We start from the raw sequence: 14,656 nt of genomic DNA, 5'->3' as shown, positions 1-14,656 counted from the left end.
TAAGTTTTGAAGAAGTTTATTGCTGTAGGATTATTTTTATCGAATTTAATTTTTGCACAGAAGCAAGATTCGTTAATTATTAAAGAAAGTGTTAATACAGCGCAAGTTATAGAGAATCAACTTCCTTTATTCAATACTATTTTAGATACAACTAAAGGAATTGAAATTAAAGTTGAAAACAATCCTTTTAAAAAAGGTTCGGTGATGGTATTCTGGGGTTGGAATAATGCAAGATATTCAAACTCTGATATACGATTTAAAGGTGATGGATATGATTTCCAGTTAGACAATGTTGTGGCTCATGACAGACAGACAAAATTTGAATGGGGAACATATTTCAATCCGGGAAGTATTACCATTCCACAGGTAAATTATAGAATTACCTATTTCCCGAAAGATAATTTCGGAATTACTTTAGGAATGGATCACATGAAATATGTGATGGATCAGGATCAGGTTGTAGATTTCAAAGGTCATATCGATGATCCGAAATATGCAGCAATGGTCAATAATGGTAAAGTAGATCTTAACAGTGGTGATTTCTTAACGTTTGAACACACTGACGGTCTTAATTATATCAATATTGGAGCTCAGAAATATCATAATGTTTACAACAAGAAAAACATTGATGTTTTCTTGAGTTACGGAGCAGGATTAGGCGCTTTATTGCCAAAATCCAATGTTCAGCTGATGGGAAATGAAAGAAGCGACAGATTCCATCTTGCAGGTTTTGGTCTGGATGCAAGAGCTGCAATAAGTGTAGTTGCCATAAGACATATTGTTCTTCAGGCGGAAGGAAAATTGGGATACATTAATATGCCCGACATCAAAACGACACTGAACAACAAACCAGACAAAGCTTCACAGGATTTTGTGTATGCACAGTTCAATTTCGGGATTGGATATACATTTAATACAAAAAAATATAATTAAAATAGAGCTTAAAAGCTTTTAACAGCATAAGCGAAAAGCATAGAATATGAGCGAAGAGGTTAAAAAATTCAAAATAACTATAGACGGACAGACTACTGAAGTTTTGCCTGGAACTTCTATTTTGGAAGCTGCTAGACAAATCGGTGGAAAATCTGTTCCTCCTGCAATGTGTTACTACAGCAAGCTGGAAACCAGTGGTGGAAGATGCAGAACGTGCTTAGTGGAAGTTTCTAAAGGATCAGAAGCAGATCCTCGTCCTATGCCGAAATTGGTGGCAAGCTGCAGAACCAATGTAATGGATGGGATGGAAGTGAAAAACCTTTCTTCTGAAAAAGCTCAGGAAGGCAGAAAGGCGGTTACCGAATTTTTATTGGTAAACCACCCTTTAGATTGCCCGGTTTGTGATCAGGCTGGAGAATGTCATCTTCAGGATTTAGGTTACGAGCATGGAAATCTTGAAACCAGAACTGAATTCGAAAGAAATACCTATGATGCAGACGACTTAGGTCCTCACATCAAATTAAATATGAACCGTTGTATTCTTTGTGCAAGATGTGTATTGGCTGCAAACCAACTGACAGGCGAAAGAGAGCACGGAATTTTGTTCAGAGGAGATCATGCTGAAATTTCAACTTACTTAAACAAAGCTTTAGATAATGACTTCATCGGAAACGTAATCGACGTTTGTCCTGTAGGAGCATTAACTGACAGAACCGCTCGTTTCGCAAGCAGAGTTTGGTTTACAAAACCAATGAACGCTTCTTGTAAATGTGATAAATGTTCAGGAAAAGCTACGGTTTACATGAAAGGAGACGAAATCGTAAGAGTAACTGCAAGAAAAGATCAGTGGGGAGAAGTTGAAGAATTTATCTGCGATACTTGTCGTTTCGAAAGAAAATCTCTTTCAGACTGGAACATTGAAGGGCCAAGACATATTGACAGACATTCGGTAATTTCATTGAACCATTACGAGAAGCCTAAAGACGAATTGAGAGTTTTAGACAATCCGATGGCTAAAGAAATCAGCGAAAAAGACGAAAAATAAAAATTTGAAAATTTATTAATTTGAAAATTTGAAAATGGGAGCAATCTCAAACTTCAAGTCTCAAATTTCAAACTATTATAAAATGGATTTAATTACATTTAAATTAATACTTGTACTTGCGCTTTTCCTGTTATCATTAACGATAGCGGCCTACTCTACCTGGGCAGAAAGAAAAGTGGCAGCAATCATGCAGGACAGAATCGGACCAAACAGATCAGGACCTTTCGGTTTACTACAGCCTCTTGCAGATGGTGGTAAATTTTTCTTTAAAGAAGATTTTACACCTCAAAATGCAGAAAAGTTTCTTTTCGTATTGGGACCTGCATTGGTGATGTTTATTTCACTGATTACCGGAGCAGTTATTCCTTGGGGGAAAACATTAAACTTTGGAGGAATTTCTTATGATCTTCAGGTTGCTAACATCGATGTTGGTGTACTTTTCATCATCGGAATGGCATCCATCGGAGTGTACGGAATCATGATCGGAGGTTGGGCCTCCAACAACAAGTATTCGTTATTGGGTGCCATCAGAGCTTCTTCGCAGATGATTTCTTACGAATTGGCGATGGGTCTTGCATTACTTTCTATCATTATGATGACAGGAAGTTTAGATTTAAAAGTAATTACTGAAAACCAGACTGAAGGAAAACTTTGGGGAATTATCCCAATCGGATCCGGAATGAACTGGAATATTTTCTACCAACCATTGGCATTCTTAATTTTCTTCGTAGCAGCTTTGGCAGAAACCAACCGTCACCCTTTCGACTTACCAGAATGTGAATCTGAATTGGTAACCGGTTATTCTACGGAATATTCATCCATGAAATTAGGTTTATATATGTTTGGTGAATACGTGAATATGTTTATTTCTAATGCTTTTATGGTGGTACTTTTCTTCGGAGGTTACAATTATCCGGGAATTGAATGGGTTACTCAAAACTGGGGAGAAAACACTGCAGGTATTTTGAGTATCGTAGCATTTTTAACGAAAACAGTAATCGGAATTTTGATCTTTATGTGGATCAGATGGACGTTACCAAGATTCAGATACGACCAGTTGATGCACTTAGGATGGAAAACTTTGATTCCTATGGCATTGGTCAACCTTATGATTACAGGAGCAGTGATTCTGGCTTTTGGTAATTAATTTGAAAATGAAATAATTTGAGAATTTGAAAATGAGATAACTCTTTCACATTCTCAAGAAGATATAAATTTGAAAATGAGTTGATGAGAAAGCAGCGTTGGAATACACTTCCATCACCCAGCTTCCATCTTCCAACATTTAATAATAATAGAAAATGAAACTTACAAACAGATCCAAAGTTGTTTCAAATAAAGAGATGACCCTTGCGGAGAAAATCTACCTTCCGGCGATTTTCAAAGGAATGGGGATTACTTTTAAGCATGCGGTAAGAACGGTTGTAAAACGTGCTCCGAATGTTTATTCTTATCCTGAAGTACAAAAACCAAGAGCCGATATCTGGAGAGGTCAGCACGTTTTGAAAAGAGACGAGGAAGGCAGAGAAAGATGTACGGCTTGCGGACTGTGTGCCGTTGCCTGTCCAGCTGAAGCCATTACGATGACCGCTGCTGAAAGAACGAAGGAAGAAAAGCACCTTTACAGAGAAGAAAAATATGCATCGGTATATGAAATCAATATGTTGAGATGTATTTTCTGCGGTATGTGCGAAGAGGCTTGTCCGAAATCTGCAATTTATCTTACAGACCGCTTAGTTGATGTGGAAACCAACAGAGGTTCTTTCATCTACGGTAAAGATAAATTGGTTGAAAAAATAAATGAAAGGATTGATATCACCGAAAGGCAATCCGAGAAACAAAAAAATGCGGTAAAATAATGGATCAGTTTTTATTTTTCTTGGTGGCGTTTTTAGCGGTGGCAAGTGCGGTGTACTTCGTGTTTGCAAAAAATCCTTTATATGCTATTTTGTCATTAATTGTTACAATGTTTTCTATTGCGGGAATGTACATTCTTCTGAATGCGCAGTTCCTTGCTATTATCCAGATTATTGTTTACGCAGGTGCTATCATGGTACTTTTCCTTTATATCTTAATGATGCTTAATCTTAATAAGGAAGACGAAAGTAAGAAGAACAATACTTTAAAATTTGTTGGAGTTTTTACGGCAGGTCTTCTTTTAATTGGTGTATTAGGTGTTTTCAGAGGAATACAGGAAAATCATGTATTGGTTGAAAACGTAGACCAGGGCGTAGGTCTGACGAAAAATCTGGGTAGACTTTTATTCAATGAATATGTTTTACCGTTTGAGCTTGCTTCCATCCTGATTTTGGCAGGTATTGTAGGTGCGGTACTAATCGGTAAAAAAGATTTATAATTATGGGAGAAGTAAATACATTTATGCAAAGCATCCCTCTGGAATATTTCATTACTCTTTGTTCAGTATTATTCTGTCTTGGAGTCCTGGGCGTATTGGTCAGAAAAAATGCGATTGTAATTTTAGGTTGTGTAGAGCTTATGCTTAATTCTGTAAACCTTTTATTGGCTGCATTTGCAGCGTACAACGGGAACAGCGACGGACAGCTTTTGGTATTTTTCATCATGGTAGTTGCAGCAGCCGAAGTAGCGGTTGGTCTGGCAATTATTGCGATGTTATATAGAAACACCCGTTCTGTAGATGTAGGTATATTTAATAAATTAAAAGGATAAGAATGGAGAATTTAATATATGCAATAGTACTTTTACCACTTATAGGTTTTCTTATCAACGGACTTTTCGGAAAAAATCTTCCAAAGATTGTAGTCGGAAGTTTGGCAACAGCTGCAGTTTTTGCATCGTTTTGTATTGCGGTAAGCTTATTTTTAAAATTTGATTCAGAAAGTCCGGCGGTTGTCGTTAAGGCTTTCGAATGGTTCAGAGTAAACGGAATCCAGATAAACTTCGGTTTCCAGATCGATCAGCTTTCATTAATGATGGTCATGATTATCACAGGAATCGGATCTTTAATTCACTTGTATTCTATCGGATACATGAGTCACGACAAAGGTTTTTATAAGTTTTTTACTTACTTAAATCTTTTCATCTTCTCGATGTTACTTTTGGTAATGGGAAGCAACTATATGATTTTATTCATCGGTTGGGAAGGTGTAGGCCTTTGTTCTTATCTATTGATCGGATTCTGGTATACCAACGAAGAATACGGTAAAGCAGCAAGAAAGGCATTCATCATGAACAGAATCGGTGACCTTGGTTTATTGATCGGTATTTTTATGATTGCATCTCAGACCAACTCGGTAGATTACATTTCAGTAGCACAAAATGCTGCTAAATTTGAATTAGACGGAACCATCATCATTTTTATCACAGCGAGTTTATTTATCGGTGCTGTTGGTAAATCTGCTCAGGTTCCTTTATATACTTGGTTACCCGATGCGATGGCAGGTCCAACTCCTGTTTCAGCATTGATTCACGCGGCAACGATGGTTACTGCAGGGATTTATTTGGTAGTAAGATCCAACTTCTTATTCACTTTAGCTCCAACCGTTCAGGGCGGAATTTTATTAATCGGATTCTTAACGGCAGCTTTGGCAGGTTTCTACGCACTTCGTCAGAACGACATCAAAAAAGTATTGGCATATTCTACTGTTTCACAGCTTGGTTTCATGTTCATCGCTTTAGGTTTAGGAGCTTATTCTACCGCAATGTTCCACGTAATGACACACGCTTTCTTCAAGGCTTTGTTATTCTTAGGAGCAGGTTCTGTTATCCACGCAATGAGCAACGAACAGGATATGCGTTTCATGGGAGGTTTGAAAAAATACATTCCTCTTACTCACATCACTTTCCTGATCGGAACTTTAGCAATTTCAGGATTCCCTTTACTTTCAGGGATGATTTCAAAAGACGAAATTTTAGTTGCAGCATTTGCTAAAAACCCTATTTACTGGGTACTATTATTCATTTTGGCAGCAACAACCGCAGCATATATGTTCAGACTGTATTATCTGACTTTCCACGGAGAATTCAGAGGTACTGAAGAGCAGAAACACCACTTACACGAAAGTCCTATGAACATGACGTTACCGTTAATCGTTCTGGCGATACTTTCAGTAGTCGGAGGTTTTATTAATTTACCACACTTTATCGGTCACGGTCATTATGCTAAATTAATGGAGTGGCTGAAACCAGTTTTGACAGACGAAAGCTTCAAACAAATGGAAGCAACTCTTTCAGGTGTTGATTTTAATACTGAAATGATTCTTTTAGGCGCTACGATTGTAATGTTCTTCACTGTTTGGTTCATTGTTAAAAACATGTACGTCAACAAGAAGAAATTGGCAAAAGCTGAAGAAGATTATACAGGCTGGGAAAAACTTTCTGCTAAAAAACTATACGTAGACGAACTTTATAATGCTTTATTCGTAAAAACATTTGAGGGTCTTGGACGTGGCGGAAAAATGTTTGATAAAGGAATTTTGGATCGTTTTGTAGATTATATCGGAGAAGGTGCTGAAGACAGCGGAAGATCTATGAAGCGTGTTCAGAACGGAAATGTTGAGAACTATGTTCTTATCATGGCCTTAGCTGTGGGAATTATACTGATTGTTAACTTTATATTACAATAATGTCTTATTTACTATTAACATTATTACTTTTACCTCTTGTAGGTTCGGGATTAGTTTTTGCATGGAAAGATAAATCCAGCAAATATTTGGCGCTGGGAATTGCATTGATTCAGATGTTGCTTACCTTTTACGCTCTTTCGGATTTCAATTTTGAACCGACTGTAGACAGTGTTTTGCAATACGAGATCAACTATCCTTGGTCACAGTTTATCAAGAGTAATCTTCATTTCGGAATTGACGGAATGAGTATGCTTCTTTTATTGCTGACCAATATTCTTTCGCCATTAATTATTCTATCATCATTTAACGAAAACGTTAGCTACAAAAACTCTTTCTACGGACTGATCCTATTGATGCAGTTTGGTCTTGTAGGAGTATTTACAGCTTTAGACGGTTTGTTATTCTATATTTTCTGGGAAGTAACGCTTATTCCGATTTGGTTTATTGCTGCTCTTTGGGGGCAGGAAAACAAAAGAATGGAATTCACAACGAAATTCTTCGTGTATACCTTCGTAGGATCTTTGTTTATGTTGGCTGGTTTAATCTATGTGTATACACATTCAGCTTCATTCGCTCTTACCGATTTGTATAATGCAGATTTAGGAGAGACACAGCAGATTGTGGTATTCTGGTTTATTTTCTTTGCATTTGCAGTGAAACTTCCGGTTTTCCCTTTCCATACTTGGCAACCCGATACGTATACCTACTCTCCTACTCAGGGATCGATGCTTTTATCAGGGATCATGCTGAAAATGGCGATCTACGGAGTGATCAGATATTTACTACCAATTACACCGACCGCTATTTTCGGAATTTCAGGACAGATTGTAATTATTTTGGCAATTATCGGAATTGTGCACGGTGCTTTAATTGCGATTATCCAGACGGATATGAAGAGAATCATCGCTTATTCGTCTTTCTCACACGTTGGGTTGATGGTTGCAGGTATTTTTGCTTCAGCAGTTCTTACTTTAAGAGGGACTTTAACGATTGAAGGAGCTGAAGGAGCTTTGGTACAGACTTTCGCTCACGGTATCAACGTGGCAGGTTTGTTCTATTGTGCAGATATTTTATACAAAAGATTTAAGACGAGAGATATCAGACAGATGGGGGGTTTGGCAAAAGTAGCCCCGAAGTTCGCGGTATTGTTCTTATTAATAATTTTAGGCTCAATGGGAGTTCCGTTGACGAATGGTTTTATCGGTGAATTTATCCTGATTAAATCAATCTTCGATTTCAATGTATTGGCTTCAGTGATTGCCGGGCTAACGATTATTCTTGCTGCGGTTTACCTGTTAAGATTTTACGGTAAAGCAATGTTTGGTGAGGGTGATGCTGCCGTTTTGAGCACCGCAAAAGATTTATCAGCCGTAGAATTTTCAGTATTGGCAAGTATTGCAGTTTTTGTAATCCTTTTGGGAGTTTTCCCGCAGCCTATTATCGATATGGTGGGAAGTTCATTGGAGTTTGTGTATTCATCAATGATTAATTAAAAATATAAAGATTAAGAATTAAGAGAGAGGAAGGTAAGTAAAAAGGTATAAGTAAAAAGAACCAAGTGTAAAACCTTGAACTTTAAACTCAAAGCTTTGAACTTCAAATTTCGCATCTCAAATCTCAAATATAAATTATGAGTGTTTTAATTATTGTTTTCCTGACGGCAGTTGCTGCATTATTCTCGGGAGTTTTTGAAAAAGGAAAATTCGCAAGATACATTGGGATTTTCGGGTTAATCGTTGCATTGTATGTAAGCTTTTTACCTGAAGCGTCTTTCTTCGAAAAATACAGATTAATGTATGAATACGGAGCAAACACCGCTTTATTTACAAAAATTTCTATTGTAACGACTTTGCTTTTGTTCTTCTTAGGAGGTTTTGCATTCAGCAACCACAGAAACCATCAGTCGGAACTATATGCATTGATGCTTTTTGCATTGTGCGGAGGTTTTGTATTGTTCGGATATCAGAATCTGGTGACATTGTTCATCGGTGTTGAAATCCTTTCTATTCCATTATACGTAATGGCGGGAGCCAACAAGACCGATTTAAGATCAAACGAAGCTTCATTAAAATATTTCCTGATGGGAGCATTTGCAACAGGTTTCTTATTGTTGGGAATTGCATTCATCTACGGAAGCACAGGAACATTTGATTTATACAGAATTCACGATTTCAGCACAGTAAATCCTACCAACGGAATGTTTATTCTTGGAGTAGTATTGATGCTTTGTGCAATGGCATTTAAAGTAGCTTTAGCACCGTTCCATATGTGGAGTCCGGATGTTTATCAGGGAGCACCTTCATTAATCACAGCTTTTATGGCGAGTGTGGTAAAAATCTCAGGATTCTTTGCATTATTCAGATTAATGACGATCGGATTCTCCGGTGTTACTCAGGAATGGATTAACATTTTAGGCGTATTCTTAATCATTACCTTACTATTGGCAAACGCAATGGGTCTTGCTCAGACGAATGCTAAAAGAATGTTGGCTTATTCATCAGTTTCGCACGCAGGATATATCGGATTGGTATTCTTCGGAATGAACGCACTTTCAACATACACATTGGCATTTTACTTATTCGCTTATTCATTGTCAACAGTAGGAGTATTTATGTGCTTAATCTGGGTTGAAAAACTAAAAAGAGAAACTTCTTACGGTGCTTTCAAAGGTTTGGCTAAGTCTGAACCATTATTAGCAGTCGTAGCAACCATCTCTTTATTATCAATGGCGGGAATTCCTTTAACGGCTGGCTTCATGGGTAAATTCTCATTATTTGCCCAGGCGTTGACGAAAGACAACAATACATTCTTAGTAATTGTTGCGGTTTTAGGTTCGGCAATTTCTATTGCTTATTATTTAAGACTGATTATTGCGATGTTCTTCTTTAAAGAAACGACCTTCAAAACAACAGAGCGTGTAAGCATTACGTACAATATCGTTGCGGTATTTGTTATTGCTTCACTAATTGTACTGGGAATCTTCCCTGATTTATTTGCAAAGCAATTCGGATTGTAGTCTGAAACAGCATATAAAATTAAAACCTTTCAAGACCATCTTGAAAGGTTTTTTTATGGGAAAACTACTCTTCCGTGAATATTTTTTTATTATTCTGACAAAGGAAAGATCTCATCTATAGTTTAGATTCTTCATTAAACTGCGTTACATTCAGAATGGCAGAGTTATAAAAATAAGGGAGCAGGAATAGTGACAGGCTTACGCCCGTGTATACCAATATTGGCACAGGCGAAGTCTTTCTGGTTTGTTGGGTTCTTAGCGGTACTTCTCTAACAGATCGATTTTTTGCTCCGTGCCTTTCTTTTTTAAGAATGAAGTAAATCTAATAACATACACGACAAGTTCTGTCGCTCTATGCTTATATCTTTGCATGTAATAATTTATGTATAATTAAAAAATGATAAATGATGGTATTCAGAACTGCACCGACCTAAAAAATGCTCATCGATAACCAAGACCGAAAAACAGGATTTTTACGGATGAAAAAATTGAATAATTATTATAAATTTGTGACTTTATAAAAACAAAATATGAAAAAAAATTACTCCGGCGCATTTCTCTTGTGCGCAGTACTGGGTTTCACCCAGGAAACAAACGTGGTATGGCAGAAAGACATTCAATCTTCCACACAGGATTTTCTTTCTCAGGTGACCACGACAGTTGATCAGCAATATTTAATTACAGGGAGTTCTATTCAGGCTGGAAGCGGGAAGCTCGGTGCTGGAAGTTTATCTTCTGCCTCGAAACAAAACAACGGCTACGATTTTCACTTGGTAAAACTCAATCAACAGGGTGAAGAAGTCTGGGAAAAATATTTTTCGGGACAGAATCATGATTTCCTGTCGGCAACGGTTTCCACACAGGAAGGCGGATTTTTACTGGCTGGAACTACTTTTTCGTCGAAAGGTTTAGACAAAAAAGACGATTCTAAAGGCGGATCTGATATCTGGCTGATCAGAATCAATGAATTTGGAGATGAGCTTTGGCAGAAAACCTTGGGAACACCTCAGGATGAAGAAGCAAGATCGGTGATCCAGACGGCAGATTTAGGATTTATGGTGGCAGGAAATGTCCAGAATGCTTCAAACGGTTTTGGTTCTAAAGATGTGATCATCTCAAGACTTGATAAGAACGGAAAGGTAGTCTCGGAAATGATTTTAGGAGGAAAAGGTCTTGATGAAGTTGAGAAGATGATTCCCACTCCGGATGGAGGTGCTTTGGTAGGGATCTATTCGAGAAGCGGGCTTACTTATATGAATGATAAAAGATCATTGATGAATGATACGAAAAAAGTAAAGAATCCTTCCGAATCAAAAATCGATCATCAATTATCAATCATCACTCATCCAAAATCTACTGAAAACTATGGCGAGGGTGATTACTGGATCGTAAAGCTCAATAAAGAAGGCAAAGTAGAATGGGAAAAGAACTTCGGCGGTAAGGGAGATGACCATGTACGAACAATGGCGTTCACTTCATCAGGTTACATTATCGGCGGAGAATCAAGGTCGGAAAGATCGGGCAATAAAACAGTAGGAATAGAAGAAGGAACCGATCTGTGGTTGATTTCTTTAAACACCAAAGGTGACGAACAGTGGCAGAAATCCTACAATTTTAAGAACAGAGATATTCTGATGGGGATGAATGTGATAAGTAAGAGCCAAGATAAAAGAGAAAAGAATCAAGAGCGATTCACCATCAACCAACAATCAACAACCAAAGGCATTTTGCTGGGTGGCTATACTCAGGCTGAAGGAAGAATTGAAGCAGATGATGAAACTTTCTGGATGCTGTATATCGACAATGATGGGAATGAGCAATGGAGAAAATATGTGAAAGGAGAATCGAGAAAGAAAGAGGAAAGGCTTTCTGATTTGAAAATGAATAAGGACGGTTCGATCGTTTTGGCAGGAACAAGCGCCGAAGAATTGGGCAAAGAAAACTGGAAGATTGTGAAATTGGGAGACAGCCAGATTGACCAGCTGATCGAGAAGCAGGATATGAAGATCTATCCGAACCCAGTGAGTGATTACTGTTATGTGGAGATCGGTTTTGAGTTTAAGGAAGCGGATATTACGCTGTATGATATGGGCGGAAGACAGCTTCAGAGTCTTAAAACGAATAATAAGGTAACGAAGATCAATACGCAGAATCTGATTCAGGGAGCGTATTTAATTGTTATAAAAACAGATACCGAGAAAACGGCGAATGCTAAACTGATAAAAAAATAAACATGATGAAAAAACTACTAATTATATGGGTGCTTGGTTTAATGGGACACCTTAAAGCACAGGGTTATGAATCACAAATTCCAAGTCTTAATATTACCGCTCCCACGGCATCGGGAATTGCGAGTAAAATAAAGTCTCCCTCAGCATTATCTACAGGTATCCCCGACATCGAAATTCCTTTCTTTTCCTTGGCAAGCCACAGCAAAAATGTTTCTGTAAATATAGGATTGAGTTACCATCCGAACAATACTTTTATGGAAAGTAAAGCAAGTGATGTCGGCTTAGGTTGGAACATAGCCGGAGCTACCAATGTTATTTACAGAGAAATTCCTCCTTCAGGAATTCCCGAGTACACTTATCACTTTAATTTTCTTGGAAAGTCCGGAACATTTAAATATACCTCAAGTGGTGGTATGATGAAAGTTACAGAGAATCGTTACCAGATTTCTGTAACTGAAACCGGAACGGATCTCTATAACTTTAAGATAATCGATGAAAATGGTATCTCTTACTATTTTGAGACACTTGATATTTCGTATTACAAAGATTATAACGGAAATAAAAATTATACAGGATGTTACTATCTTACAAAAATTGAAGATGTTAATAACAGCGAATTAGTATCTTTTATGTATCAAGAAGATAATTATCAGGTTCCCAGCGGACTTGGAAGCCCTTATCAAAGGCCTGTAAAATCATTAAAAGTAAGTACTATCACATCCCATGATTTTGGCAGTGTACATTTTAATTACACTTTTAACAGTGCTGACAGAAAATCTTACCAGGATCCTTTTCAACTCAACTCTGTTATTTTGAAAAATAAAGCTGGAAGACAAATTGAAAGGTATGTATTTGAATCCCAGTCTAGATTTTTTGAATATCCATTGGGGTTTATCCCAGGAGGAAACCCCACACCATGTTACAATAAGGAAACTCAAGGGAAAAGACTATTAAAAAAAGTTTTAAAATATAGTACAGGTACACCTTATGAAACGACGGAGATTACTTATCCTAATTTTTATCCCGTCAACAATTTTGATATAACGGATTATTGGACAGAATATCCAAATGTAGATCCTTTAAACAAATGCTTTCCCGAAGAATATAAAAATCCAAAGTACTTAGGACAGGCTTTACTAAAATCAATTAAGTATCCTAATGGAACTGAAGTTAAATATACATTTGAACCTAATCAATATTATGTAGATAAAAACTATCAAGGTTATATATATCCTCACGAGATTACTGACCGTGACGCCCAGTATTTTGAGGATATCGGAGATTTTAGCTTCGATTTTAAAGCAGGTCCTAAATATATAAACTTTAATCTTCCATACAATACAGATGAACCCGACGGATACAGCTATCTTTTTGAGCATTTAGCGATAGGAACATTATATACAGATGGACCATTTCAACCAACTGACGGCAATTATTTTCTGAATGGTGCTATCAACGGAGGAATTACTGACGTATATGGACATAAAAAGTATCCTCCTGGAAATAATACAATTGTAGTCAGTGGAACGGGTGGAACGGGAACTTACCAGATCAAGAGGATACGCAATAAATCTAATCCTCTGCCTAACTACTCTACTGGTAAGGGTGTAAGAATAAAATATATAGAATATTTGCAAAATAATGTAGTAGACAGTAGTCTAACTAAAAGATTCCATTATGAAAAATTTGACGGAAGTATGCCTACCAGTGGTTTTCTTAATGAAATTGACGGACAGGAATTTGTGGTTTACAAAAACGTTAAAGAAACTGTAGGCCAAAATAAAGGGTACACCAAATATTATTATAAAACACTACACGACCCTCTCGACAGCAACAGCCCGGCAGGCCCACCAAATGAACTAAGGTATATCAATATTTTAGCAAACGGATTATTGGAAAAAAGAGAAGTTTTTGATGTTAACCATTCTATTGTTCAGAAAGATAGCATTATCTCTAAACTAGCTCCCTTATCAGTTTTTGAAGGAGGCGGAAGCTTCTACGGACATTACTATGATGTTTTAAGAAACGGTATCGTTGAAGAGCAAAAAACAGTTTCAAAATTGTACAGTCCATCCGGAGTTTATACAAATACCACAGAGATTAAAAGAGATTTAAATAACTACAATGTAATCTATGAAAAAAGTACGGGCGCAGATGGGGTAATAAAGGAATCGAATATTACTTATCCATTTGGACGAACAAACAGATTCTGGAACAACAATATCCGAAGTATTCCTTTAACAGTGGAAACCAAAAAAAATGGCACGGTTATTTCAAAAACCGAGACCAAGTTTGAGGATGCCACGCACTTTTATCCGACCTCGCAGATCAGCTTTTTACCCGATAATCTGAACCAGTCTATAAAAAACGCATCTTATGACATTTATGACGATAAAAGCAACCCGGTACAGATTACTTCCTTTCCGGATGTTGGTTCGGAAGGAGTTTCTACCACTATTATTTATGGTTATAATAAGACCCTTCCAATTGCCAAAATACAGGGTGCAAAACTATCGGATATTCCTTCGAATCTGATTACTGCGATTGTCAATGCTTCGAATGAAGATGCCAATGCAACTGCTGCTCAGGAAGATTCTAAAGAACAGACGCTTATTGCGGCTCTTAATACTTTTAAGAATGATCCTGCTTTGAGGAATTTTATGATAACCTGCTATACCTATAATCCGTTGATAGGAATCACGACGACCATTCCGCCAAACGGATTGATGGAATTCTACAAGTATGATGCCTTCAACAGGCTTCTGAAAGTGGTGGATGTGAACGGCAATACGGTAAAAGAGCATTTGTACAATTACAAAAACTAAAC

At 37.3% G+C, this 14,656-nt stretch carries 11 protein-coding genes; all 11 read left to right on the top strand.

Going from position 1 to position 14,656, the window contains the following annotated elements; translation table 11 throughout:
* The first annotated feature begins 6 nt into the window (after window positions 1-6).
* The 11 genes from ACR1PN_RS03090 (at window position 7) to ACR1PN_RS03040 (ending at window position 14,654) form a co-directional block, all read left to right on the top strand.
* Complete coding sequence (locus ACR1PN_RS03090) at window positions 7-933, top strand: hypothetical protein (protein WP_433978833.1); 927 nt, start codon at window positions 7-9, stop codon at window positions 931-933.
* 46 nt (window positions 934-979) lie between these two features.
* Complete coding sequence (locus ACR1PN_RS03085; protein WP_433978832.1) at window positions 980-1,978, top strand: 2Fe-2S iron-sulfur cluster-binding protein; 999 nt, start codon at window positions 980-982, stop codon at window positions 1,976-1,978.
* 82 nt (window positions 1,979-2,060) lie between these two features.
* Window positions 2,061-3,125, top strand: coding sequence for an NADH-quinone oxidoreductase subunit NuoH (gene nuoH, locus ACR1PN_RS03080; protein ID WP_378177405.1), 1,065 nt, complete (start codon window positions 2,061-2,063; stop codon window positions 3,123-3,125).
* A gap of 154 nt (window positions 3,126-3,279) precedes the next feature.
* Window positions 3,280-3,837, top strand: a complete 558-nt coding sequence (locus ACR1PN_RS03075; RefSeq protein ID WP_378177402.1) for a NuoI/complex I 23 kDa subunit family protein — start codon at window positions 3,280-3,282, stop codon at window positions 3,835-3,837.
* Window positions 3,837-4,334, top strand: a complete 498-nt coding sequence (locus tag ACR1PN_RS03070) for an NADH-quinone oxidoreductase subunit J family protein (protein ID WP_378177399.1) — start codon at window positions 3,837-3,839, stop codon at window positions 4,332-4,334. The genes ACR1PN_RS03075 and ACR1PN_RS03070 overlap by 1 nt, the downstream gene beginning before the upstream one ends.
* Before the next feature lie 2 nt (window positions 4,335-4,336).
* A complete protein-coding gene (nuoK, locus tag ACR1PN_RS03065) occupies window positions 4,337-4,666 on the top strand; it encodes an NADH-quinone oxidoreductase subunit NuoK (protein ID WP_378177396.1) in 330 nt (109 codons plus the stop codon).
* Between the two features lie 2 nt (window positions 4,667-4,668).
* Window positions 4,669-6,582, top strand: coding sequence for an NADH-quinone oxidoreductase subunit L (gene nuoL / locus ACR1PN_RS03060; protein ID WP_433978831.1), 1,914 nt, complete (start codon window positions 4,669-4,671; stop codon window positions 6,580-6,582).
* Window positions 6,582-8,075, top strand: coding sequence for a complex I subunit 4 family protein (locus ACR1PN_RS03055; RefSeq protein WP_433978830.1), 1,494 nt, complete (start codon window positions 6,582-6,584; stop codon window positions 8,073-8,075). The genes nuoL and ACR1PN_RS03055 overlap by 1 nt, the downstream gene beginning before the upstream one ends.
* Before the next feature lie 137 nt (window positions 8,076-8,212).
* A complete protein-coding gene (locus ACR1PN_RS03050) occupies window positions 8,213-9,598 on the top strand; it encodes an NADH-quinone oxidoreductase subunit N (RefSeq protein WP_433978829.1) in 1,386 nt (461 codons plus the stop codon).
* A gap of 530 nt (window positions 9,599-10,128) precedes the next feature.
* The gene (locus ACR1PN_RS03045; RefSeq protein ID WP_433978828.1) at window positions 10,129-11,829 is read left to right on the top strand and encodes a T9SS type A sorting domain-containing protein; all 1,701 of its coding nucleotides are present in this window, start codon (window positions 10,129-10,131) and stop codon (window positions 11,827-11,829) included.
* A gap of 5 nt (window positions 11,830-11,834) precedes the next feature.
* Window positions 11,835-14,654, top strand: a complete 2,820-nt coding sequence (locus ACR1PN_RS03040; RefSeq protein WP_433978827.1) for a hypothetical protein — start codon at window positions 11,835-11,837, stop codon at window positions 14,652-14,654.
* Window positions 14,655-14,656: the final 2 nt, after the last annotated feature.

It is taken from the genome of Chryseobacterium sp. RLHN22 (assembly GCF_051011795.1).
Classification (GTDB): domain Bacteria; phylum Bacteroidota; class Bacteroidia; order Flavobacteriales; family Weeksellaceae; genus Chryseobacterium; species Chryseobacterium zhengzhouense.
The sequence above is the reverse complement of the archived record's forward strand: the minus strand, read 5'-3'. Positions and strand labels throughout refer to the sequence as shown.